This window comes from Thorsellia kenyensis, assembly GCF_042432445.1.
Lineage (GTDB): Bacteria > Pseudomonadota > Gammaproteobacteria > Enterobacterales > Thorselliaceae > Thorsellia > Thorsellia kenyensis.
In genome coordinates this window covers 1-22,942 of the sequence record NZ_JBHLXE010000013.1, presented here as the reverse complement: position 1 = coordinate 22,942, position 22,942 = coordinate 1, and the positions used below count along the sequence as shown (strand labels likewise).

General features: G+C 34.0%; 24 protein-coding genes and 1 pseudogene. 17 read left to right on the top strand and 8 right to left on the bottom strand.

Annotated elements, in window-relative coordinates:
- Positions 1-580 precede the first annotated feature (580 nt).
- Positions 581-1,492 (top strand): LysR family transcriptional regulator, encoded by a 912-nt coding sequence (locus ACFFIT_RS00620; protein ID WP_385875663.1) that lies wholly within the window; start codon positions 581-583, stop codon positions 1,490-1,492.
- A gap of 628 nt (positions 1,493-2,120) precedes the next feature.
- Here ACFFIT_RS00620 and ACFFIT_RS00615 read toward each other — a convergent pair.
- The 5 genes from ACFFIT_RS00615 to ACFFIT_RS00595 form a co-directional block, all read right to left on the bottom strand.
- On the bottom strand, positions 2,121-2,798 hold the full coding sequence (locus ACFFIT_RS00615; protein ID WP_385875430.1) for an HAD family hydrolase: 678 nt from the start codon (positions 2,796-2,798) through the stop codon (positions 2,121-2,123).
- A gap of 675 nt (positions 2,799-3,473) precedes the next feature.
- Positions 3,474-4,616, bottom strand: coding sequence for a porin (locus tag ACFFIT_RS00610; RefSeq protein ID WP_385875428.1), 1,143 nt, complete (start codon positions 4,614-4,616; stop codon positions 3,474-3,476).
- 68 nt (positions 4,617-4,684) lie between these two features.
- Complete coding sequence (locus ACFFIT_RS00605; RefSeq protein ID WP_385875426.1) at positions 4,685-5,113, bottom strand: DoxX family protein; 429 nt, start codon at positions 5,111-5,113, stop codon at positions 4,685-4,687.
- Between the two features lie 278 nt (positions 5,114-5,391).
- Entirely contained in the window at positions 5,392-5,646 is a 255-nt protein-coding gene (locus tag ACFFIT_RS00600) for a YdgH/BhsA/McbA family protein (protein ID WP_385875424.1), read from the bottom strand.
- A 1,358-nt stretch (positions 5,647-7,004) separates the two neighbouring features.
- Positions 7,005-7,496 (bottom strand): ISAs1 family transposase, encoded by a 492-nt coding sequence (locus ACFFIT_RS00595; RefSeq protein ID WP_385875423.1) that lies wholly within the window; start codon positions 7,494-7,496, stop codon positions 7,005-7,007.
- A 60-nt stretch (positions 7,497-7,556) separates the two neighbouring features.
- Here ACFFIT_RS00595 and ACFFIT_RS00590 point away from each other — a divergent pair, with 60 nt between their 5' ends.
- The gene (locus ACFFIT_RS00590) at positions 7,557-8,081 is read left to right on the top strand and encodes an arsenic resistance protein (RefSeq protein ID WP_385875421.1); all 525 of its coding nucleotides are present in this window, start codon (positions 7,557-7,559) and stop codon (positions 8,079-8,081) included.
- A 117-nt stretch (positions 8,082-8,198) separates the two neighbouring features.
- Complete coding sequence (locus ACFFIT_RS00585; protein ID WP_385875419.1) at positions 8,199-8,630, top strand: arsenate reductase family protein; 432 nt, start codon at positions 8,199-8,201, stop codon at positions 8,628-8,630.
- 76 nt (positions 8,631-8,706) lie between these two features.
- On the opposite strand, the gene ACFFIT_RS00580 is transcribed toward ACFFIT_RS00585, so the two are convergent.
- Positions 8,707-9,024 carry a TFIIB-type zinc ribbon-containing protein gene (locus ACFFIT_RS00580; protein WP_385875418.1) on the bottom strand — a complete coding sequence of 106 codons (318 nt, stop codon included), beginning with the start codon at positions 9,022-9,024 and terminating at the stop codon, positions 8,707-8,709.
- Positions 9,025-9,374: 350 nt separating this feature from the next.
- On the opposite strand from ACFFIT_RS00580, the gene phnC reads away from it, so the two are divergent.
- The 13 genes from phnC (at position 9,375) to phnP (ending at position 20,789) form a co-directional block, all read left to right on the top strand.
- The gene (gene phnC, locus ACFFIT_RS00575) at positions 9,375-10,187 is read left to right on the top strand and encodes a phosphonate ABC transporter ATP-binding protein (protein ID WP_385875662.1); all 813 of its coding nucleotides are present in this window, start codon (positions 9,375-9,377) and stop codon (positions 10,185-10,187) included.
- Between the two features lie 36 nt (positions 10,188-10,223).
- A complete protein-coding gene (phnD, locus tag ACFFIT_RS00570) occupies positions 10,224-11,165 on the top strand; it encodes a phosphonate ABC transporter substrate-binding protein (protein ID WP_385875416.1) in 942 nt (313 codons plus the stop codon).
- A gap of 73 nt (positions 11,166-11,238) precedes the next feature.
- On the top strand, positions 11,239-12,135 hold the full coding sequence (phnE, locus tag ACFFIT_RS00565; RefSeq protein WP_385875414.1) for a phosphonate ABC transporter, permease protein PhnE: 897 nt from the start codon (positions 11,239-11,241) through the stop codon (positions 12,133-12,135).
- 28 nt (positions 12,136-12,163) lie between these two features.
- Entirely contained in the window at positions 12,164-13,066 is a 903-nt protein-coding gene (gene phnE, locus ACFFIT_RS00560; RefSeq protein WP_385875412.1) for a phosphonate ABC transporter, permease protein PhnE, read from the top strand.
- Positions 13,067-13,511: 445 nt separating this feature from the next.
- A complete protein-coding gene (phnG, locus tag ACFFIT_RS00555; RefSeq protein ID WP_385875410.1) occupies positions 13,512-13,961 on the top strand; it encodes a phosphonate C-P lyase system protein PhnG in 450 nt (149 codons plus the stop codon).
- A complete protein-coding gene (gene phnH / locus ACFFIT_RS00550) occupies positions 13,958-14,584 on the top strand; it encodes a phosphonate C-P lyase system protein PhnH (RefSeq protein WP_385875408.1) in 627 nt (208 codons plus the stop codon). The genes phnG and phnH overlap by 4 nt, the downstream gene beginning before the upstream one ends.
- Positions 14,575-15,798: a carbon-phosphorus lyase complex subunit gene (locus ACFFIT_RS00545; RefSeq protein ID WP_385875406.1), complete on the top strand. Its 1,224-nt coding sequence runs from the start codon at positions 14,575-14,577 to the stop codon at positions 15,796-15,798. Before phnH ends, ACFFIT_RS00545 begins: the two co-directional genes overlap by 10 nt.
- Positions 15,791-16,627, top strand: a complete 837-nt coding sequence (locus tag ACFFIT_RS00540; protein ID WP_385875404.1) for an alpha-D-ribose 1-methylphosphonate 5-phosphate C-P-lyase PhnJ — start codon at positions 15,791-15,793, stop codon at positions 16,625-16,627. Before ACFFIT_RS00545 ends, ACFFIT_RS00540 begins: the two co-directional genes overlap by 8 nt.
- A 117-nt stretch (positions 16,628-16,744) precedes the next feature.
- A complete protein-coding gene (gene phnK / locus ACFFIT_RS00535; protein ID WP_385875660.1) occupies positions 16,745-17,515 on the top strand; it encodes a phosphonate C-P lyase system protein PhnK in 771 nt (256 codons plus the stop codon).
- 20 nt (positions 17,516-17,535) lie between these two features.
- Positions 17,536-18,216, top strand: coding sequence for a phosphonate C-P lyase system protein PhnL (gene phnL / locus ACFFIT_RS00530; RefSeq protein WP_385875403.1), 681 nt, complete (start codon positions 17,536-17,538; stop codon positions 18,214-18,216).
- 27 nt (positions 18,217-18,243) lie between these two features.
- A complete protein-coding gene (phnM, locus tag ACFFIT_RS00525; protein ID WP_385875401.1) occupies positions 18,244-19,398 on the top strand; it encodes an alpha-D-ribose 1-methylphosphonate 5-triphosphate diphosphatase in 1,155 nt (384 codons plus the stop codon).
- The gene (phnN, locus tag ACFFIT_RS00520; RefSeq protein WP_385875400.1) at positions 19,398-20,009 is read left to right on the top strand and encodes a ribose 1,5-bisphosphokinase; all 612 of its coding nucleotides are present in this window, start codon (positions 19,398-19,400) and stop codon (positions 20,007-20,009) included. The genes phnM and phnN overlap by 1 nt, the downstream gene beginning before the upstream one ends.
- Before the next feature lie 24 nt (positions 20,010-20,033).
- Positions 20,034-20,789: a phosphonate metabolism protein PhnP gene (gene phnP, locus ACFFIT_RS00515; protein WP_385875399.1), complete on the top strand. Its 756-nt coding sequence runs from the start codon at positions 20,034-20,036 to the stop codon at positions 20,787-20,789.
- Between the two features lie 75 nt (positions 20,790-20,864).
- Here phnP and ACFFIT_RS00510 read toward each other — a convergent pair whose 3' ends face one another.
- Both ACFFIT_RS00510 and ACFFIT_RS13300 read right to left on the bottom strand, forming a co-directional pair.
- Positions 20,865-21,014 (bottom strand): STAS domain-containing protein, encoded by a 150-nt coding sequence (locus tag ACFFIT_RS00510; RefSeq protein WP_385875397.1) that lies wholly within the window; start codon positions 21,012-21,014, stop codon positions 20,865-20,867.
- A 101-nt stretch (positions 21,015-21,115) separates the two neighbouring features.
- Positions 21,116-22,146: pseudogene (locus ACFFIT_RS13300) on the bottom strand (SulP family inorganic anion transporter); the annotation flags it as partial.
- Between the two features lie 355 nt (positions 22,147-22,501).
- On the opposite strand from ACFFIT_RS13300, the gene ACFFIT_RS00495 reads away from it, so the two are divergent.
- Positions 22,502-22,831 (top strand): thioredoxin family protein, encoded by a 330-nt coding sequence (locus ACFFIT_RS00495; protein ID WP_385875393.1) that lies wholly within the window; start codon positions 22,502-22,504, stop codon positions 22,829-22,831.
- Positions 22,832-22,942: the final 111 nt, after the last annotated feature.

Below are 22,942 nucleotides of genomic sequence, written 5' to 3'. Positions count from 1 at the left end.
GCTACAAATGCTTGACTATAACTGACATAGCATGGTTTAGTTTTAGGTATGGTATGATTAATATAGTCAATTTACCCAACCAGTTTAATAAAACCAGAAACTAATTCTAGATGCCCATAATCACCATCCGGAAAGTCATAATTTGATTGTTTTTTGAATAGTGAAATGCGAGATAAATTGAGCATGAGAGTTCATCTAAATCAATAAAGCAATGAAAAATTTTATGCTTTCCTATAAAATATGATTAAAGGACATATCATTAATAATAAGTCCTATTAATTATGCATTTAAAAGAGGCTGCATACAAAAGTTATTTGAATCTCTTCAGATTTTCATTTTATCCGCAAATAGCCAGAGATCAACTATTTACAAACGCCATCGTTAATAATAAGCATCAATTAAATTGAATTATTCATTAAAAAAATTATTACTATGAATAGCTTTAAATATCGTATGATCCTTTGAAGCAATGCAACAATAAACATAACTATAAATTCGAATGCAAGTACAAATATAAATATAAATATAAATATAAATATAAATTTGAAAACTAATAATTTAAATTGGGGAATTAATGACTATATCAAAAGAACTTCCTTTAACTCTTGAAGCCTTGAGAATTATGGATGCCATAGAGAAACGAGGCAGTTTTGCTGCGGCAGCAAAAGAGCTATCAAGAGTGCCATCGGCAATCAGTTATAGCATGCAAAAATTGGAAGAAGATCTCGATGTGATGATATTTGATCGTTCAGGGCGCAAGACTCGTTTAACCAAACCTGGAATAATATTACTTGAACGTGGCCGTCAACTATTGAGTGCAGCAGAACAATTAATATTCGATGCCAAAGAGCTTGCTCAAGGTTGGGAATCAAGATTCAGCATAGTTTGCTCAGGCTTAGTTGATATTCAATTATTTTTTCCACTTGTCGCAACTCTTCAGCAAAAATGCCATACAGAACTAACATTAAGTAGTGAAATGCTAAATGGGGCATGGGAAAAATTAATTTTAGGAGAAGCAGATATTGTGGTAGCACCAGAATTAGAAGACCAAGAGTTGTCAGAATTTAGTGTGCAAAAGGTCTCTGTACTTGACTTAGTTTATGTTGCCGCACCAAACCATCCTATCCATAAAGAGCCTATGCCACTTAGTATAGAAACGAGAATGAAATATCATTCAGTAGTTATTCCAGATAGTTCAAAAAATAGCCGCCCTTTATCGGTCAATATTCTAGATAAGCAACCCACATTTATCGTAAGTACAATGACTGATAGATACAAAGCTATCTCAGCAGGGTTAGGTATTGGGACAATGCCTTATTATATGGTTAGAGATGACATTAATACAGGCAAATTAAAAATGATTGGTGGCAAAAATGATACAATGAGAATTAATTTGATGCTAGCTTGGAGACGTGACAGCATGGGAGAAGTCAAATCTTGGATGCTACGCGAATTACCTAAATTTATTAGAGAGTTACCATTGACGTTCTAAAACACGAACTGCTTGATATTTTAAATGCATCCACAAAAAGATAGAATAAAATTTAGATAAATATTATCGTAATTATTTAAATAACCATTAGTTGGCAAATTCCCTAGTAAAGTTGTCAATTAATGGCGCCATTAAAAATTTTTTAGCTATCCTAATTGATAGGGCAATCCTATGTTCCCATAATCATACACGTCAACATTATCGAAATTCATAATCACCAACCAAAAAGTCATAACTAATTATTTTTTTATCATTATATTAATAACTTAAATTAAAGTTGTAATGAAGATTACAAAAATACGTTTTAATTAATCATTTTTTGAGCAGTGGAGTGTGGTATTCAATCTGCGGGTGCTAATACATAAACCTTTATCTTTCTTTCCAATGAGAATAAATTTACTTAAATAAGCGATTGAGATTTTTATTAGGCTCACTTTTACAAAATTTTTAGTGCGAGAAATACAATAGTGTCGGGTTTAATGCTTTTGAGTAATCTATAAATTAAGTAAACTTAGACGATAAATGATAAAACTAATTCGTGGATTGTTAATTAGGCAATAGGGTAATTAAAAATAGAACAGTCACCCTTTTCAAAATGTACACAGATAACTGTAAGCATACCTTATCCCTATTGCCAAAAATAAGTAACCCACCCTTTTTGATTAGCTAATAATTTTAGCTCTTCATTAGGGTTGATGACAAAACTCTTATCTGCGAACTCAAGTAAAAACTTGTCATTAATAGAGTCAGAGTAAGCATAACTCTTTTCATAAACTCTTCCCTTTAATTTTTCTTCTCTGAGGAAAGCAAGTAAGTTCTTTACTTTTCCTTCTCTAAATGCAGGTGTTCCTTCTATCTTTCCAGTATATACAGGTTCCTCTAATTGTTCATCTAAAACAAGTTGCGGATTGACACCAAAGCTGGTTTGAATGCCCAAATTCCGAGCTATAGGTTCAACAATATGTTTTGAACTCGCGGATATAATAACAATTTTATCTCCATCTTCATGATGTTGCTGTAGATGAAGCAATGCATGGTGATAATATCTGTGGGTTATTTCATCAGTAATAAATTCAGATACAAGTTTTTCGACCTCACTTGTTGTCAAACCCACTATTGGAGTTAAGTTTAATTCTGTATAGGTATTTATATCAAGTTTCCCCGAATAATAAGATGCCAACATCTCTTTTCCTTTTGCTAGCAAAGCAGGGTCTAATATTTTTTTTCGGACTGCCCATTCTAGCCATAAAGAAGAACTATCCGCGCCAATAATTGTTTCATCTAAATCAAAATATGCAATATTCATTATTTTCCTTAACACACTAAATTCTAATCATTTCCGTCACTGCCAATTGAATTCATTTTATCAATTTAAAATTTATTTTTTTACTAGCGGTATAACTAAATTCTTATGATCAATACAATAGTATATGTTTGTAATACAAATACCTAACTCTTTTATTTTATAGATCATTTAAAACTGCCACAAAAAAATGCTGTACTTAGCAGCGAATATATTTAGATTATTACTTTAAATTAAGTAGATGACAATCAGATTAAAAGTAAATGATATTTTTTAAATACCAGCCAATTTTTAATTTTTATATGTACCCTCAAATAGTTCTAAAAACCTATTGTAATTATGGTATAAAACAAATTTTGTTGGTTTTACTGTTTCATTAGTAAAACTCAATCGGGTTGCCTACATTTTATACTAAAAAATTAAATACTTAAAAGAGTACAAAGAATACTATGCAGATAAGGAAATTGATTTCCTTAAAAAGGGGGGATTACAGGGAATTTTTAAAAAATAATAATAAATAAATGATTAAGGTGGGGTTTTAACTGCTAATGTCACAAAAATGACTTAAAGCATTAACTTGAATAATGGCGGAAGTAAATACAATTCTGCACATTAAAATGAACAAAGGGATCTAATTGCTACCCTTTACTCATTTTTTCTATACTAACTCTGATAATATTAAAATGCGTATGTTAAGCGCATTTCAATTTGATCATCTGATGCAAGGTAATTTTCGCGCGTATAAGCATTATTAGCATCTAAGAGATTAATTTTATATCCTACTGCCATATCCATTTCTTTGGTGAAATCATATTGAGCCCCTACCGCAATATATTTGACCAAAACTGCTTTACCATGGCCATCATTTGAATCGATAAAACCATGGAGATTGTACCCCTTAGATTGATTATAAACAACACTTGGCATTAAACCAAAATCAAACGTATAGTTTGCAACCACTTCAAGTCCACGAGTTTTGTTGGCAATTTCAATTACACCCATATCTCCCTTCACAGGTAACATATTATTTGACTCTGACCAGCTTAGTCCTAAATAAATATGATTTGCATCATAATTAGCTGCAACAGCCCAAATTTCGGCATTTTTACCATCAGCTGATTCATTACCGTTTAGATTAATCTGAGCATCAATTCGATCACTCTTTGCATAGGTTGCTCCAGCACCTAAACCTGTTGGTGAATGGTGATAAGTACTTGCTACAGCAAAACCATCACCATTTTGTTCTAGAACGTCACCATTTGTATCTTTCACCTGATACTGCAAATAAATATCAAACCCAGGAACCATTGAGAAAAAATTATTGTTTGTATAGGTTGCTAAACCAGATGTAAGATCTGTTAAAAAGATATCTGATCCACCACCAAAACCTGAACCACCAAACATAGCTGCTTGATCAGAAAAGTCTCTAATTTTGCCGACTACTCCATAATTTCGACCAAAATCAATTGAACCATACTCAGCCCATTTTAGGCCTGCATACGCATAACGTGGAGTTCCATCACTTGAACTTTCGTTCACGCCAAATTCACGTTCAAATTTAGCATAACCAGTTAATTCACTATTAATTTGTGTCTGGGCGTTAAAACCTAAACGTGCAAAAGTCCCATCTTGGTTAGCATGATTTCCCCTTGCTTCTCCATTAGCAGTTGGGTTTTCTTTGCCCCGAATTTTATAGTCCGCTTCAATAAGACCAATTAAATCAATCTTATTCCCTTCTTTATTGTAGATTTCAGCTGCATTAGCAATTCCTGAAATAGAGGCCAATGTAATTGAAATAGATAAAATTTTACGATTAATCATAAGGATAACTCATTAATTTGAAATAATATTTTTGAAAGTACTATTGATAAAATAGATTCTTAGAGGAATTAAGGTTGTTTTTTTCTTTTAAATGAATCAAGTGAAAAATAATCTATTTGTTTAGATGCAACAAATAAAGCAAGCATTCCACCAATTACACCTAGATTTTTGAAAAATAATAGTGATTGAATTTTTTGCATTTCCACAGGAAAGGCCCAAAAATTATGAAAAATAAGCGTTGCAAGTAAAGTAAATATAATAAAAAAAGGAAATACTAAGCGTTGCTTATATCCTAATAGTAATAAAATACTACCAATAATTTCTATTACTATTGCCCCAATAGCTGCAATCGTTGCAAATGGTAAACCAACTGAGTTGATATAGGCAACAGTACTAGAAAAATGTATCATTTTATCCAACCCAGCGGGAAAAAATAAAATAAACAATGTTAATCTTGCAGTTAATAATAATATCGAATTAATTTTTTGATTACTCATTTTAAACCTTATAAAATAACAAAGCCGAGTTTAAATATAAAATCGGCTTGCATTAATAGATATTTAATTGATGAAAATATAAAGTATATTCTATTATTTTATATTTATTTTATTGATTTTACTTTTTGTTGGTACCATTTAATTATTTTTTAAATAATAAACTTTAAATCCTTTTAATATGTATTCCATAGATCAAATGGTGAATTAAAATTTCAAATGATACCCTAAGTTAGTAATTAAAATAACAATTAAATGGCACTATAACATTATAATAAATATTATTTATATACTATAGCAGTCGCTCTTACTCTATTTTCACGATTATTAACTGAGATGATTTTAAAGGATGTACCGCCAGCTTTATCTGCTTTATCAGAAAGTTGTTTAACAGCATCATCTATACTTACATAGCTTGTAGCACTTACAGTTTTAATTTTTTCGCCATTAGCAGTTTTAACTTCTTGTGCTGCAAATACATTAAATGTTAATAAAGTAGTGAGGATTGCTGGGATAATAAATTTTACAGATTTCATATCTTACCTATTATTTATTTTGTTTGATTTAAATTATTTTGATTTGTTAAAAATTAAAAGATTTGAGTTTATTTAAAAAATCTTATTTTTTTAACACCTAAACTTTCTAGGCCTGCTTTTAAATTTGAGCAACTACCGAAAGTGAAAATATATTAACTTAATTTTTAAAAATGTGTTACTCTTCTTTTTTGATTAATAACATCAAAAATTTTGACTGCGCAATCGGAATAGTGTGATAATTACATTTCCTAGACTATATTTTAAGCCATCAATTAAGGATATGGTTATTTGTACACAAATAAAATCAAGTTAGTATTCTTATTAATAATTTGTTTGATAAACGATCTGTTTTAGAACCTTATCCTATTTAATCTAAGTTTTTCTGCCTATAAATACATCTTTTCCTGCTATATTTTAATTTTATAATTATTTTTTAACCTTTATATATCAACTCGTAGGATTGGGGGACAATCAAAATTTGATCAAGCGGATTGAATTTAATGAATTCTTATTGAATTATTGAGTGTTTTGTCAATAGTTCATCTTAGAGGAAGAAATAATTGAATAGAACAAAAACTTTTAAAATTATTTGGAACGATGTATTAACAGCTTGACAACTTGTTAAGGAGAATGTTGGTATCGCTGGTATTGATAATATCAGTTTTAAAACGTTTGAACAGAATTTATAAAAGAATCTATATCAGATTTAGGATCCTTTGCTCTGCTCGATAAATCACATTTTTAGCATTGACCGGGTTAATTTGTGGTTATTCCTCTTGAACTTTAATAAAAGAATTAAGCAAGTATAATCATAATGTTAAGATTTATTGGTAATGTCGACTCAGTTTTCCTTTTCCTTTAACTTTACTTTTAGTTTTAAATCTAGGCCTCTCGTCTTATGAAAAAAATCGCATTTGGTGCTTTTCGGAAGTGGAATGCATGGTAGGTAATGTTCGTAAATTCGATTTATCTAACATATGTAAAAAATGGGTGTTTTTGAAAGATTCTTATCGCTATGGGTCGCATTAGCGATTCTACTAAGTGTTATTTTAGCCCAGTTTAATCCGAACCTCTTTTAAATCTTAGCATCAATAGAGTAGGCTCATGTCAATCTTATTGTGGCTGTTTTGATTTGACTTATGATTTTTCCTGTGATGGTGAAATAAATTTTTCCGTCGTAAAATATGTGGGCAGAAAAACTGGTGGGTTAATTTTGACATAGTTCATTAATTGGTTAATAAAACCATTTTCTATGGTGCTATTGGGTTAGCTATTTTTTAAGCTTATTTTGGTTTGAACCCATTAACAAAACAGGGCAAACGCATACTTTTTCCTAATTAACCAAAAATCACTTCGGTTCAGAATCTTTCGCTCCAGCCACATTGTTTTATTTTACCAACCATACTGTCATTTCTAGGAAGGAGCTTGCATAAATTAAGGCAAAAGCGTTTAATTAGAGCAACATTTTCTACTCCATCTTCACTTCTGATACGGCTATCATCTTCCTTAAAACATACATCAAGAATCCAATGGGCTTTGTTTTCCACTCCCCAATGATTTCTTATTGATTCAGCCGTTTCTTTGATATCAACATGCCGTGAGCTGATGCAATAGAACGTTTCGGTTTCTGATTTTTCTGATTTCATATTCAAATGTTCCCTGGTAATCTCTATCACACTCTGGATCCCCGCCCATTTAGGAGATTCGCTTATCCATTCACTCACTCTTAATTGATGACAAGTTCTCGTTTCTATTCGGCCATGTCCTTTTTCTATGGTTTGAGTTGGGGCTATCATACTAGGATTTTTTCTACGGATTTTATGGAAATAAGCCGCGATTTCCTCTTTCAATTTTTATGATTGTTCTTTATGCACATCGTGTAATCGCCTTTGCTTGGTTTTTTATTAGGGATGACAGAAATTACGGTACCATGGAAAACACTATTGATTTCGGTTATTCTTAATGTATTATTGCTCCTCGTATTTGGTATCTTAGCTAGACACTATTTAGATAAATTCAACGATACGAGGCCATGGCATGAATTTAATCGCAGAACAAAACCATTCGCTATATTAAGGCTTCTAGCTACTGTAATTTTGATTTCTGATTTTCAAACGCGAACTATAATAATTAATCCACTTGCGATTGTATTAATTGTTATACCTTTTTTAATACAAACCTGTGGTATTTTTTTAATTTCGTATTTTTTTGCTAAAAGGATAAAACTTTCTCATAAGCTTGCTGCCCCAGCCTGCATGATTGGTACGTCGAATTTTTTTAAGTTAGCTGTTGCTCTTGCGATATCACTGTTTGGACTGAAATCAGGCGCACCATTAGCGATAGTAGTTGGTGTGTTAGTTAAAGTACCCGGGATGTTATCCTTAGTTGCTTTTGCCAATAAAACCTGGCATTGGCTTCCCAAAGAAAAAACGTAACTTATACAAATTATTTTAGTACCATTAACGCATTCATGTTTCATTATTATTTTTTTAAAGCAGTGGCGAAATTTATGTAAGCGTAAATTATATATCATACTATCAACTGGAGAAGATATGAACAAAACCTATACAGCAACGATTTATCATAATCCGAAATGTGGTACTTCTAGAAATGTACTTAAAGTCCTTCAAGACGCTAGTTATGACGTTACTATTATCGATTATCTCTCTAAGGGATGGAACTTAGATGAGCTTAAATCTTTACTCCAAGAAGCAGGTTTAACAGCTAAAATGGCCTTACGAATAAATAAAACGCCTGCTGTTGAATTAGGGCTAACAGAAGAAGGAGTAACTGAAGAAGATATTTTAATTGCTATGTTAGAGAATCCTATTTTAGTTAATCGTCCGATTGTGAAAACGAATCTTGGCGTTAAAATGTGCCGACCTAGTGAAGAAGTGCTTTCAATCTTAGAAGTTTGGCCCGCGGGACCTTATTTTAAAGAAGATGGGGAGTTAATGATAGACAAGGATGGTAATAAAAAATAAATATCAAAATAAATAAGCTCTTATTTTGAGTATATCCCACAAAGAGCTTATTGTAAAAACTTGTGGGCTTTAATGATTAAAAATCAAATAAGTCCATAATTCTACTCATTCCACTTTTCTTTTTGTAATGGCCACGACGGTAATCATCGTCACTATATTTTCTTTGAGGTTCACGGCGATAATAATTATCGTCATAATCTGCTTTACCTTGTTTTGCACTAGCAAAATGTCTAGCATCCTCTTCTGCTGATTCTTGAATGAATTGAATCAATTTTTCCAATTCCCCTTTATCTAACCAAACACCACCACTAGTAGGGCAAATATCTAATTCAATACCAAAACGATTGATTTGTTTCATTGGAGAACCGTCAATAGGTGAGGTAAGTAATGGCATATAAAGCTCCTTTAGGTATCAATAAAAAATATAAATAATGTATTTAGGGTTTAGGTGATTAAGTATAGACGGGATATTAAAAATATACAAATAAGTAAATAGTGTAAAAGGTAAAAAGGGAGTTTTTCAGTTTTAACTGTTTTTAGATATGAAGTTTGTCATAGAAAATTCATAAAATTCTCATTTATTTGTCACTTTAATTGCGTTTAATGTGATTGTAACAAATAAACAAGCGGTCCTAATTAATATTTTAATCACCCCACCGTTTTAAGGAGTAAAGAATGCAACACGCATTACAATTTAATGATGGCAGTCAAGACAATTATGGAATGTACTCCCATCAAAACCCTATGTTAATGGGAAAAATATCTTCACATCAATTAGCTGCAAACGCAAAAAAAATACTGGAAGTTAAGCAGTTAACTAAGTCATACCATAAAAATGGCGAACAACCAGTCTTAAAGAATATTTCTTTTACTCTGCACTCAGGTGAGTATGTTGCGATGATTGGACGCTCAGGTGCGGGTAAATCTACGCTTCTGCATGTATTAAATGGCAGTATAGATGCCACAAGTGGAGAAATCTATTATGCAGAAAAAACTAAAAATATCATAGAATTTAATTCAAAAGAAATGCGCCAATGGCGTTCTACTTGCGCAACTATATTCCAAGATTTCTGTCTAGTACCTAGATTAGATGTGATAACCAATGTGTTGTTAGGACGCTTAAGTGACACTCCTACGATTAAATCTTTTTTCAAACAGTTCTCCAAAGAAGATAGAGTAAAAGCCATTCGGTTACTTGAATGGTTAAATATGCTGCCCCATGCATTACAGCGGGCAGAAAATCTTTCAGGTGGGCAGATGCAGCGAGTCGCTATCTGTAGAGCTCTTATGCAAAATCCTTCACTATTACTTGCAGATGAACCAGTTGCTTCTTTAGATCCTAAAAATACGCATCGAATAATGGATGCCTTAGGTAAAGTGGCTCAAGGGGGAATACCTGTACTTATCAATCTCCACTCAATTGAACTCGTTAAGCAATATTGTACTCGTGTGATTGGTTTGGCTAAAGGAGAATTGATATTTGATGGTCATCCAAATAACTTAACTGAAGACATTTTACACCAATTGTATGGTGATGAAATAACAGAAATAAAATAGCAAACAAAACATTTAAATCTAGCATAAGGATAAAACATGAAAAAACATCGTCTTTTAAAAATAAAATTAGTTGGCTCTTTTCTTATAGGTAGCATGTTAAGTACCTATGCTCACGCAGAGGAGAAGAGGGAACTTAATCTCGGTATTCTTGGTGGACAAAATTCGACGCAGCAAATTGGTGACAATCAGTGTGTGAAAGATTTTTTTGACAAAAAATTGAATGTAGAGACCAAATTAAGGAATGCTTCTGATTATGCAGGTGTTATACAAGGGCTATTGGGTGGTACAGTTGATGTTGTTTTATCTATGTCTCCCTCATCTTATGCAACAGTCTATCTTAAAGATCCAAACGCCGTAGATATAGTAGGAATAACCGTAGATGACGAAGATTTATCCCGTGGATATCACTCAGTTATGATTGTAAAAGCTGAGAGTCCATACCAAACGCTTGCAGACTTAAAAGGTAAACATATTGGTTTTGCTGAAGCAGATTCAACATCGGGATTTTTGATCCCTGATAATGAATTTAAAAAGCAATTTGGGGGAGATTTTGATGATAAATATAACAATTATTTTAATGCAGTCTCTTTTTCAGGGGGGCATGAACAAGATATTGTCGGTGTACTGAATGGGCAATTTGATGCTGCAGTAACCTGGTCATCTATGGTGGGTGATTACGATAAAGGCTATAACACCGGGGCATTTGATAGAATGATTAGAAATGGCTATCCGAATTTGATGAAAGATATCCGTATTATTTGGCAATCGCCTCTAATACCTAATGGACCTATACTGGTTTCTAATAAATTAGATCCTGAATTTAAAGCACAAGTTGTAGAAGCAATTAAAAGCTTAGATAAAGAAGATCATCCTTGCTTTATCAAAGCTGTTGCTGGAAAAATGCATATTGATTCGACCAGTATAGACGAGTATAAACCGATTATTGAATTAAAACAGGCAGCTTCAGGAAGAGGTTAATCTGAATCCTGATTAACTTATAGATATTGAGTATGAAAAAAAGTAGGGCAGTGACTCTGCTCTATTTAAGGATTTGAATATGCCATTTAATCAGTACTATCATAAAATCAGGACTAAACAAAAAAGAGAGGCTTATATTTGGTCTCTTCTTTTTTTAATATTATATTTTACGTCTGGCTATCTTGCTGAATTTAGCCTCGTTAAAATTTATGAAGGACTTCCTAAGTTTTTTGATTACATTATCGATATTATCCCTAAACTTTCATGGAATAGTCTGTTTTCTGATACAAAAACTGAAGGTTCTTTAGCTTATTGGGGATACCGTTTACCTATTCAACTCCCTCTGGTTTGGGAAACATTGAATATCGCTTTAGCAGCAACATTAATTTCTGCCATAATCGCTATTTTTTTTGCTTTTTTAGCTGCTGAAAATACACCTACTCCGCTATGGATAAAAATGCCTATTCGATTTTTGGTTGCGTTTATGAGGACAATGCCAGAGGTTGCTTTTGCATTTATGTTTGTTATGGCGTTTGGTATCGGTCCTTTTGCGGGGTTTTTAGCATTAACAATTCATGCGATAGGGAGTTTGACAAAACTTTTTTATGAAGCGATAGAAACAACTTCAGATAAACCAGTTAAGGGTCTTCAAGCAACAGGAGCCAATGGAATAGCCCAACTAAGATATGGTGTATGGACTCAAATCAAACCTTTAGTTATTGCTTATACATTTATGCGTTTTGAAGTGAATTTTAGGCAATCTACTATATTAGGCATAGTTGGTGCAGGAGGAATAGGTCAAGAGCTTATGCTTTCAATAAAGTTGGATCGTTATGATCAAGTGAGTATAACTTTATTGATTATTATTTTAGTGGTCACCTTAATCGATTCACTATCAGGTAAATTGCGCCAACTTGTCGTTGAAGGAAATCAGTTGGAGTACAAAGCCGAACCACTTAAGCAAACTTAATTGTATTTATTGTCGAAAAGGTTAAATTATGACGGCATTTTTTTTCTCAAAAGAAATAACAGCCATTGAAATTGATAGGATTGAAAAAGAGCACCTAAAAATTTTTCAAAGGCCTAAAAAATATCTTTTCTTTTTTATGGTATCTGTTTTGCTGATGCTTTTGTATTATTTATATTTCTTATTTACTTACGGCGTAGAGTTTGAAATGTTTATCAAAGGCAGTTACTCAGTATTCGGTTACTTTGCTAATATGTTTATTTGGAAAGATGTGCAAAATTGGCCAGTTATCTATATCTTCGAACAAATAGCTATAACTTTTGGGATTGTTTTCATCGGAACGTTCACTGCATCGTTTATCGCATTACCTCTTTCATTTATGGCGGCAAGAAATATAATGAATAAAGGTGCTTTCAAATTAATAGCGATGTTGGTTAGACGTTTTTTCGATGTTTGTCGAGGTGTAGATATGGCTATTTGGGGGCTCATTTTTGTTAGGGCTGTTGGATTAGGCCCACTTGCGGGTAGTCTTGCGATAATCGTCCAAGATATCGGCGTTTTCGGAAAATTGTATGCTGAAGGGCATGAAGCAGTAGAAAAGAGACCTACAAAAGGGCTTATTTCTTTAGGAGCAAATAGCCTTCAAACTCATCGATTTGGAATTTTCACTCAATCTTTCCCAGCATTTCTTGCACTGACTTTGTATCAATTAGAATCTAACACTCGGTCAGCATCTGTATTAGGCTTTGTTGGTGCTGGTGGTATTGGGCTCGTCTATGCTGAAAATATGAGGCTTTGGAATTGGGATATTGTGATGTTTATTACATTAATACTCGTGATTGTTGTGATGTTGATAGACAAGCTTTCATCAATACTAAGGCGAAAATATATCATAGGTGAAGAAGTGCCTATTTTTACAGCGCCAAGTGTATAACTTCTTTGATTAATTATAGCGTGCATCGGTAGTTAAGTTTTTAGTCTCTTTTTATCGCCTGATGGAAAGAGACGTGCTTGCATTTTTACCCTTCTTTTATGTATAAGTTAGCTTTACTTCTACTTATTTATCATGAGGTTAACGAAAGATAGTCAATTCCACTTAGTTTTTATACACTTTGGCTTTAACATGTATTAAGTGTCACTAAAGTGTCATAAAAAATCCAATAAATTGTCATTTAATTTTCACTTTCTCGCAACATTTCTCTTTTAATCTATACAAAGTAAAACATTGAATGTGCGTATTATTTCTGCGTACTTTATTTGGTTTTATACATCTACATTCAGTTCAGAAAAACAAGAATGTTTAATGCTTTTAAACTAACGTATGTAAATTAGTAATTGATCGCTGACTGAGTATTTGATAATGGACTTAAGGAGTCAATATGTCCAAAAAAGAAAACAGGCAAATTTTAATGGGCCTTTTAGCAAAATCTCCATTTGAAGTAATTGATAATTTGTGGACTACACTTAATTTAACACCCAATTATGAACTTTTTCGAGCCCCAGAAATTGGTCTTGTTCAATTGCAAGGTAAAATGGGGGGGACGGGAAATCGCTTTTATGTGGGCGATGCGACAATCACACGAGCCGTTGTTTTGATTGAAAATAAGTATTATGGGTATAGTTATATTATGGGGCGCGATAAGAAAAAAGCACAATTATGCGCATTAATTGACGGTTTAATGCAAATTAATGAGTATCAAATCACTATAGAAGAAAAGCTTCTTCTTCCTTTATTGAAGTTATTAGAAACCCAAAAGAATGAAAAAAATAAAGCCACTGAAGCTACAAGAGTAGACTTTTTCACGTTAGTTAGAGGGGAAGATGAATGATAATCCAAAAAGGCTTTAAACAATTATCAACAGATGCCCAGGTTGTATTTAAAAAAGTACTTCAGGCATTAAGTGAACCCGGTCTATGCATTGAATATGATTATGAAGGACTTTATTGGCCAAACTTACATCCTACGACGACAGGATTATTTTTATCCCTTTGCGATGTCGATACTCCAATCGGTGGAGACAGTGCTTTATTAAATGAAGAAATAAGAAAAAGCTTAGCATTTCATACCCAATCTCCTTTTGTAAATAATGTGAGTGAAGCCAATTTTGTATTGTTTGATGAAACTGTCTCATTAGATATTTTGACTCTCTTAGCGAAGGGCAGTGCTTTATCTCCGGAAAATAATTGTACTGTTGTCATTCAATGTAGTGGTAAAAAAATAGAGAATAGAACAGAAAGTCCTCCCAAATTGGAACTAAATTTATCGGGCCCTGGTATCCCCGATCAAAGAACCTTCGCTATTGACAATTTAACCCTCGCTTCAGGTATTGTTCAATATCTTATAAAAGGAAGACCAAAATTCCCAATGGGTTTAGATTTTATTTTTACTACATCTAACACATTTATAGGTCTTTCAAGGACAACGAAAGTGGAGGTAAAACCATGTATGTAGCCGTTAAAGGTGGAGAACGAGCCATTGCTTCCGCTCATCAATTATTAGCAAAAAATAGGAGAGGTTCTCTTGCTGTCAGAGCGCTCAGCGTAACGCAAATTGAAGAACAATTGAGCTTAGCTGTTTCCAGAGTGATGAATGAAGCAAGCCTCTATGACAAAACTCTCGCTGCGCTTGCCATCAAACAATCTAGTGGTGATTTAGTTGAAGCTATTTTTCTTCTAAGGGCCTATCGTACTACGCTAGCTAGGTGGATTGTAGCTAAACCATTTAATACTGAAAAAATGCAGGTTAGAAGACGGATCTCTGCAATTTTTAAAGATATTCCAGGTGGTCAATTATTAGGCTCAACCTATGATTATACTCATCGTTTGCTGGATTTTTCGTTACTCGCTGAAGAGGGAGTTGAACTGTCTGAAGTGAAAAATACCCCACTAGATGAAGCGCTCAAGGAGGCAGCCTTACGTTTAACTGAGGAAGTAAAAAAAAGCAGCATATCAGTCACAGATATTGTTGAAGATCACTTTAACTCATCAAATTTTTCCTTTATGGGAGTTAGCCAAATTCTGGCGAAAGAAGATTTAGTCAAAATAGAGAAAGATGATGGAACACATCCGACTGACATTACTAGAGAACCTGTTATGTTTCCTTGCAATAGAGCTTCTAGGTTACAGCAATTAGTTCGTGCAGATGAAGGCTTTCTTCTGGCTTTAGCTTATTCTACCCAGCGTGGTTATGGGAGAAATCACCCCTTTGCAGGAGAAATTAAAATCGGAGAAGTTGAAATTTATATTGAACCAGATGAATTAGGTTTTGAGATTTGTATAGGTGAAATGACGTTAAGTGAATGTGACATGATAACAGGTTTTAAAACTCCTAAAGAAGAGTTGCCACATTTCACTAGAGGGTATGGATTAGTGTTTGGAGATAGCGAAAGAAAAGCTATGTCTATGTCTGTAGTTGATAGGGCATTACAAGCACGTGAATTAGATGAACAGATTTTAGGTCCTGCCCAGGATGAAGAGTTTGTGCTGGCACATGCAGATAATGTTGATGCAGCTGGATTTTTATCTCATCTTAAACTCCCTCATTATGTAGATTTTCAAGCTGAATTAGCATTGATAAGGCAATTGCAGGAAAACTATAAGTTAGAAAAAAATAATTCAGTGAAAAATAAGAAGGAAAAAGCATCAGAAGGAACTCAACATGACTAATATAAAAGGTTATAACTTTGCTTATTTAGATGAGCAAACGAAAAGAATGATTAGGAGAACTATTTTAAAAGCAGTGACTATTCCTGGTTATCAAGTTCCTTTTGCTGGGCGAGAAATGCCAATGCCCTATGGATGGGGTACAGGTGGAATTCAGATTACAGCAAGTATTATTGGGCAGGATGATGTACTCAAAGTCATAGATCAAGGTGCAGACGATACGACGAATGCGGTATCTATTAGACACTTTTTTGAAAAGGTCACCGATGTAGAAACGACCACTGACACGAAGAGAGCCACTTTAATTCAAACTAGACATAGAATTCCTGAACATCCTTTGCAAGCGGGACAAACAATAATTTATCAAGTACCCATTCCTGAGCCACTTAGATTTATAGAGCCAAGGGAAACTGAAACTAGGAAAATGCATGCTTTAGAAGAATATGGTGTTATGCAAGTTAAGCTTTATGAAGATATTGCTAAATTTGGTTATATCGCAACAACATATGATTATCCTGTTAAAGTAAATGGCAGATATATTATGTCACCATCGCCTATCCCTAAATTTGATAATCCTAAAATGCATCAATCTCCGGCATTACAACTTTTTGGTGCAGGCCGCGAAAAACGTATCTATGCAGTTCCTCCTTATACCAGTGTAGAAAGCTTAGATTTTGATGATTATCCTTTTGAACCTCAGACCTGGGACGAATGTTGTGCTATCTGTGGTCAAAAAGGCACCTACTTAGATGAAGTTGTGATTGATGATGAGGGAACCAAAATGTTTGTATGTTCTGATACACATTTTTGCCAAACTCACACTCAGGAATAAATTCGATAAATAGTATTTTTTAATGATTAAAGGGTAAAAGCGATGAATGATGTAATCTCTTCAGCATCAAGTATTCAAAAAAATGAGTCATATATAAAGAATTTCTCGCAAGAAGATTTGTCCAATCGCTTACTTTGGGCTGAAAATCTAACGCATCTTTTTGCTCAAAATAAAGGATTTATGGAAATTAATTGTGAACTTTACCGTGGCGAAATATTAGGCATTGTAGGCGAATCAGGATCTGGAAAAACGACACTATTAAAATCTCTTTCGGGCAGACTGAAACCTTCAGATGGCCAGGTAAAATTTGCTGATGGCTTTGGAGAACAATCTTTATACGATTTAGAAGAAAGTGAACGTAGAAGATTACTCAGAACTGATTGGGGAATAGTGCATCAGCACCCTCTAGACGGCTTAAGACCTTATATTTCAGCGGGCGGAAATATTGGAGAAAGATTGATGGCGATTGGACAACGCCATTACAATAATATCAGAGAAACAGCTAAACGTTGGTTAATTGATGTAGAAATCGCAAGCGATAGAATTGATGATTTACCCATAACATTTTCTGGCGGAATGCAACAACGTTTACAGATTGCAAGAAATCTTGTCATGGAGCCCTCAATTTTATTTATGGATGAACCCACAGGTGGATTAGACGTTTCGGTACAAGCTAAATTGCTTGACTTATTACGTAAATTGGTCAAACAGCATCAAATCGCAGTTGTGATTGTAACCCATGATTTAGGCGTTGCAAGATTACTAGCGGATAGGTTAATGGTTATGCAGCAAGGTCGAGTTGTTGAAAGTGGACTTACAGATAATGTGCTTGATGATCCTAAGCACCCTTATACTCAATTATTGGTTTCATCGATATTACAAAATTAAAGACTAGACAGGAATACGTTATGAATTTAGCGATTGAGGTAAAAAACCTAGAAAAAACATTTATGCTGCACAATCAAAATAGTGTAAAAATACCCGTATTATCCGGGATCTCTATGTCAATTAATTTTGGTGAATGTGTCGTTTTAAATGGTCATTCAGGAAGTGGTAAGTCAACTTTACTCCGTTCTTTGTATGCAAATTATAAACCAGATGATGGTCAAATTATAATTTATTTAAGTGATAGAAAGATAGATCTTCTGACAGCATCTGCAAGAGAAATCATTGAACTTAGAAAAACGACTATAGGCTGGGTCAGTCAATTTTTAAGAGTCATCCCTAGAGTCAGTGCACTAGATATCGTTATGCAACCATTGCTAGATTTAGGAATTGATTCTTACATTGCCAAAGATAAAGCTGCCTATTTGCTAAATAAACTCAATGTACCGAAAAGACTTTGGTCCTTAGCCCCCTCTACCTTTTCGGGTGGAGAGCAACAAAGAGTCAATATAGCTAGAGGGTTTGCTGTAGACTATCCCATTTTGCTTCTTGATGAACCTACCGCTTCACTCGATAATCAAAATGCCAATGTGGTGATTGATCTAATCGAAGAAGCTAAAAAAAGAGGCTCAGCGATTGTGGGCATCTTCCATGATGTGACGACTCGAGATAAAGTTGCTTCAAGATTATTCTCTATGGAATAACTTCAAATAATAAATAGGAATTGAATAATGCTAATAACAGATGCAAATATAGTGCTTGAAAATGAAGTGATTTTTGGCACGATAGAGTTTGAAAATGGGATCATAAAATCAATAGAGCAAGGTAAAAGTTATACTCCGAGCGCTCAATCAGTGGGGAATGCTTATATTATTCCGGGTTTAATAGAGTTACATACCGATAATTTGGATAAATTTTTTATGCCAAGACCAGGCGTGGATTGGCCCGGTTTCAGTGCGATGCAAAGTCATGATGCCTTGATGATAGCCTCAGGCATAACGACCGTGTTTGATGCAATCTCTATAGGGGATGAAAGGGATGGCGGGCATAGATTAACTAATTTAACTAAAATGTTGGATGCAATCAATTATGCGAATGAACATAATCTTACAAGAGCAATGCATCTTATTCATTTACGCTGTGAGTTACCTAGTGAACATACGCTACCGCTATTTGAATTTTTAAGTGAAAAAGAGGATATCTCTTTGGTTTCACTGATGGATCACTCACCAGGTCAAAGGCAATATACCTCTTTGGCGAAATATAGAGAGTACTTCCAAGGCAAATATCATATGACAAATGAAGAAATGGCACTGTACGAAATGCGTTCAAAAGAAAAAGCAGATCAGTATTCGGCCATCAATAGACTCAAAATATCACAATCATGTAAGGACTTAGGAATTGTTTTAGCCAGTCATGATGATGCGACAATCGCCCATGTCGATGAGTCTAGAGATGTTGGGTGTACTATTGCAGAATTTCCTACCACATTCGAAGCCGCTCTTCATTCAAAAGAATTAGGCTTAAGTGCCTTGATGGGGGCTCCAAACGTAATAAGAGGTGGTTCCCACTCAGGTAATCTAAGCGCAAGTCATCTTGCTTCTAAAGGGGCTTTAGATATTTTATCTTCCGATTATTACCCTCAAAGCTTACTACAAGCTGCTTTTGAAGTCTATTTGGATAACGCCAATTCTTATGACTTGCCCTCAGCCATCAATTTAGTTACAGCTAATCCAGCCAAGGCATTAAATTTATATGATAGAGGACAAATTGCTGTAGGAAAAAGAGCCGATCTGGTGATTTTTGATGTTCATTCACATAATATTGATCATTCAAAGCACGCATTCATTAAAGAAGTATTTACTCATGGAATAAAGGTTTTTTAATGGCTAAGATAATTTATCTGATGGGCGCTTCGGGTTCTGGGAAGGATACCTTATTGAATGCGTTAAAAACCCAAAAAATAAATAAAAAAACACCGAATGGCTATAAAAACACAATCTTAGTCGCTCATAGATATATAACGCGAGATGCATCTCATCAAAGTGAGAACCATATTTCTTTAAGCGAAGAGGAGTTTCTATTTCGAAAAGAGGCGGGGCTATTTATGCTAGATTGGTATGCTAATGGACACTTCTATGGTTTAGGGATAGAGGTTAAGGAATGGGTATCAAAAGGCTATGACGTTATCATTAATGGTTCAAGAGCACATTTGCAAGCTGCAAAAGAGCAACTAGGAGAACAATTAATGGCCGTGTGTTTAACTGTTTCTGAAGACTTGTTAAAAGAGCGTTTAATACAACGAGGAAGAGAAAATGCTGAACAAATCACACAGCGTTTAGCCCGTGCCGCACAGTATGCTGAAACATTGCCGAGTTATACTCATTTTATAGATAATGAAGGAAATATTGAATCTTCTGTAAATAAATTGATGGCATTAATAAGATTAGTTAGTCAATCTTCAAAAGGAGAACGGGTCGTTTTTGAAGGGATGTGAAGATAATTTTACTCAGAGGTTTATATGCAGATTACTTTTTTGGGAACAGGAGGGGCAGCTCAAATTCCAGTGTTCGGCTGTCATTGCGATGTATGTGTAAAAGCTTCGGCTATCAATACATTAAGACGCAAGTCTGCAAGCATTATAGTCTCACAAAATTTAAAGAATCTTTTTATTGATGCAGGGTTGTCTGATTTACACCAACGTTATCGCAAAGATAAGATAGACGCTTTTTTATTAACGCATTATCATATGGATCATGTACAAGGCTTGTTTTCCATAAGGTGGGGGGTTGGGGAAAAAATCCCTGTGTTTGGTCCAGACGATAAAGACGGCTGTGATGATCTATTTAAACACCCTGGATTACTTTCATTTCAAGAACCATTAAAAGCCTTTGAAACAAGTGACATCTTAGGCATGCAAATTACTCCCTTGCCTTTAAATCATTCAAAGCCTACGCTAGGTTATTTATTGACATCATCTCAAACAGGAAGGCGGTTAGCTTATCTGACAGATACGTCAGGCTTACCCCCTAAAACCTCAGAATTTCTTAAACATAATCGCCCACATACGTTAGTCATCGATTGCGCCTATCCACCCAGCGATATTGAAGGAAGAAATCATAATACACTGACGCAAGTATTGGCTATTAATAAGGAAATTCAATCGCCGCAGACCTATTTAACGCATATATCACATGAATTAGATTTGTGGATCAATAGCCATAATCTTCCAGAAGGCGTCATGGCCGCTTACGACGGGCTTGTCATCAATATTTAGAATATTAAAATTAAATGCAAATTAATTTTCTTGAGCCTTTATTTGGTTCCATAGTGCTAAAGATATTCTATTCATTCACTTAAGTATCACTTGTGTTCTTATATTATTATATTTTTCAATCACTTTCTCTAAAGCGGAAATAGCAGTTATATCCCAAAAATGAGCATGGGGCAGAGAGAAAACTAGTGTCTGATTTTTTAAAGAATAATCAAAAAAGTGAATCAATTTTTCAGAAGAAGTAAAAAAATTAGTCCAAAAATAGTTGCCTCATATACAGATTCAGATACATTATAGGTTAGAGTCACGCGAATTAACGAAGAGACTTTATGGGCGAAAAAAACTGAAATAAGAATGCCACATAAAACGCCAGGAGCTAAGTAATGAGTAAAAACAACGATTAACATAGTTGTTAGCATAACAATATTGGAATTTATTGGGTGTTTTTTGAGTTCAAATAAGGATTTCCATGAAAAAGCTGAAATACAGACCATAATCATGACAGCAATCAATGCAGTCATGGGTATACGCACTAACCATTGGTTCAAAAATAGATTGACCTATCATTGCACAACCAGCCATGCCTCCTAGGAATGAGGTACCCACATTAGCCATACCTTGGCCTATGCTCTCTCTATTTTTATTACTATTCGCCTTGGTCAAGTCATCTAAAATGGTAGCTCTCATTAATGATTCTAATAATCCTACTATAGCCAAAGCATGAGAATAGGGTAGTATTATTTGTATTCTAGTTAAGTTAAAAAGTACATCAGGAATGAGAAAAACAGCTAAAGTATCGGGCAATTTACCTTTATCTCCTAGGTATTAACATCCCAATTGAAAGGCAGAGTTAATAATGTAACAACAATAATCCAAATGAATGAAGACACAATAGATTTTCCAAGTAAAGGTAAATATGGAAATAAATAATACCTAAACCCAAAGCGGTCAAAATGTACATCTCTATATCTGCACCTTTGAATTCACTTAACTGGGCAATAAACATTAAAATAGCAAGTGAATTAATAAATCCAGTGACTACAGAGCGAGAGATAAATCTCATCAAGTATCCTAACTTAAAAAGACCAATCAGAATTTGTATGATACCCGTTAGCACTGAAGCAGCTAGTAGATATTGCAAGCCATGATCTTTAACTAAAGTCACCATCACAAGTGACATAGCGCCAGTTGCGGCAGAAATCATCGCAGGCCTGCCACCTGCAAATGCGATGATGATAGGAATGATAAAAGAGGAATATAGCCCAGCCTTAGGATCAACGTCTTCAATGATTGAAAAAGCAATAGATTCAGGGATTAAAGCCAATGCGACCACAAATCCAGAAAGTAAATCTGCATGAATATTACAAAGCCAGGAGTTTTTATATTTAAAAGCATCATATTTATTTGATTGTGGTAATTCTTTGTAAGGAATAGAGTGGAATTACTACATTTATACCAATTAGTATAGCATAAAATGTGAATTGAATCAGATGTTTTAACTAGAAGGAAAAGTGGAAGGGATCAAAAAATCAATTGGCTACAAGTTAAAGTAAGATATATGCAAACATATGAAATATTGGTTTACCAAAAGTAACAATATAGCGTGGTTAATATTATGTTGTTTTATTTTACACTTTAAAATTAGTAATTTGTTTTTTTTTAGGGTAATGTTAACGAAATTGGAATGATTATCTTGAAATTGTGGAGGATAAATTATGAGTGAAAATGTGATACTTGATTTAGAAGATGCAGACGGGGAAAATTTTATAGATGGCACCAGCAGAACTATTTTATTAGATTTTTGGGCACAATGGTGTTCTCCTTGCTTAACGACCGCTAAGTTATTAGATGAAATTGCACAGGACTATTCATCCAAAATAGTTATTGCTAAAGTAAATATTGATGAAAACCCTGTGATTCCAACGAAATTCAATATCCGTACTATCCCCACCTTATTAATTCTAAAGAAAGGGCAAGTTATTGATACCCATGTGGGCCCGATTAATTTAGGACAACTACGTACTTTTTTAGATAAAAATATATAAGTAAAATTAAAAATTTAGATACATCCCTTTTAAGGTCAATGTATAATATACTCAATGGAAATCAAGATGCAGGTTTTAGCACCTGAAAATTATCAGTCAGCCTTGTTCGTA

Coding starts and splice junctions, on each gene's coding strand:
- ACFFIT_RS00615 (WP_385875430.1), bottom strand. CDS start 2,798: ATGAATATTGCATATTTTGATTTAGATGAAACAATTATTGGCGCGGAT.
- ACFFIT_RS00610 (WP_385875428.1), bottom strand. CDS start 4,616: ATGATTAATCGTAAAATTTTATCTATTTCAATTACATTGGCCTCTATT.
- ACFFIT_RS00605 (WP_385875426.1), bottom strand. CDS start 5,113: ATGAGTAATCAAAAAATTAATTCGATATTATTATTAACTGCAAGATTA.
- ACFFIT_RS00600 (WP_385875424.1), bottom strand. CDS start 5,646: ATGAAATCTGTAAAATTTATTATCCCAGCAATCCTCACTACTTTATTA.
- ACFFIT_RS00590 (WP_385875421.1), top strand. CDS start 7,557: ATGACAGAAATTACGGTACCATGGAAAACACTATTGATTTCGGTTATT.
- ACFFIT_RS00585 (WP_385875419.1), top strand. CDS start 8,199: ATGAACAAAACCTATACAGCAACGATTTATCATAATCCGAAATGTGGT.
- ACFFIT_RS00580 (WP_385875418.1), bottom strand. CDS start 9,024: ATGCCATTACTTACCTCACCTATTGACGGTTCTCCAATGAAACAAATC.
- phnC (WP_385875662.1), top strand. CDS start 9,375: ATGTTAATGGGAAAAATATCTTCACATCAATTAGCTGCAAACGCAAAA.
- phnD (WP_385875416.1), top strand. CDS start 10,224: ATGAAAAAACATCGTCTTTTAAAAATAAAATTAGTTGGCTCTTTTCTT.
- phnE (WP_385875412.1), top strand. CDS start 12,164: ATGACGGCATTTTTTTTCTCAAAAGAAATAACAGCCATTGAAATTGAT.
- phnG (WP_385875410.1), top strand. CDS start 13,512: ATGTCCAAAAAAGAAAACAGGCAAATTTTAATGGGCCTTTTAGCAAAA.
- phnH (WP_385875408.1), top strand. CDS start 13,958: ATGATAATCCAAAAAGGCTTTAAACAATTATCAACAGATGCCCAGGTT.
- ACFFIT_RS00545 (WP_385875406.1), top strand. CDS start 14,575: ATGTATGTAGCCGTTAAAGGTGGAGAACGAGCCATTGCTTCCGCTCAT.
- ACFFIT_RS00540 (WP_385875404.1), top strand. CDS start 15,791: ATGACTAATATAAAAGGTTATAACTTTGCTTATTTAGATGAGCAAACG.
- phnL (WP_385875403.1), top strand. CDS start 17,536: ATGAATTTAGCGATTGAGGTAAAAAACCTAGAAAAAACATTTATGCTG.
- phnM (WP_385875401.1), top strand. CDS start 18,244: ATGCTAATAACAGATGCAAATATAGTGCTTGAAAATGAAGTGATTTTT.
- phnN (WP_385875400.1), top strand. CDS start 19,398: ATGGCTAAGATAATTTATCTGATGGGCGCTTCGGGTTCTGGGAAGGAT.
- phnP (WP_385875399.1), top strand. CDS start 20,034: ATGCAGATTACTTTTTTGGGAACAGGAGGGGCAGCTCAAATTCCAGTG.
- ACFFIT_RS00495 (WP_385875393.1), top strand. CDS start 22,502: ATGAGTGAAAATGTGATACTTGATTTAGAAGATGCAGACGGGGAAAAT.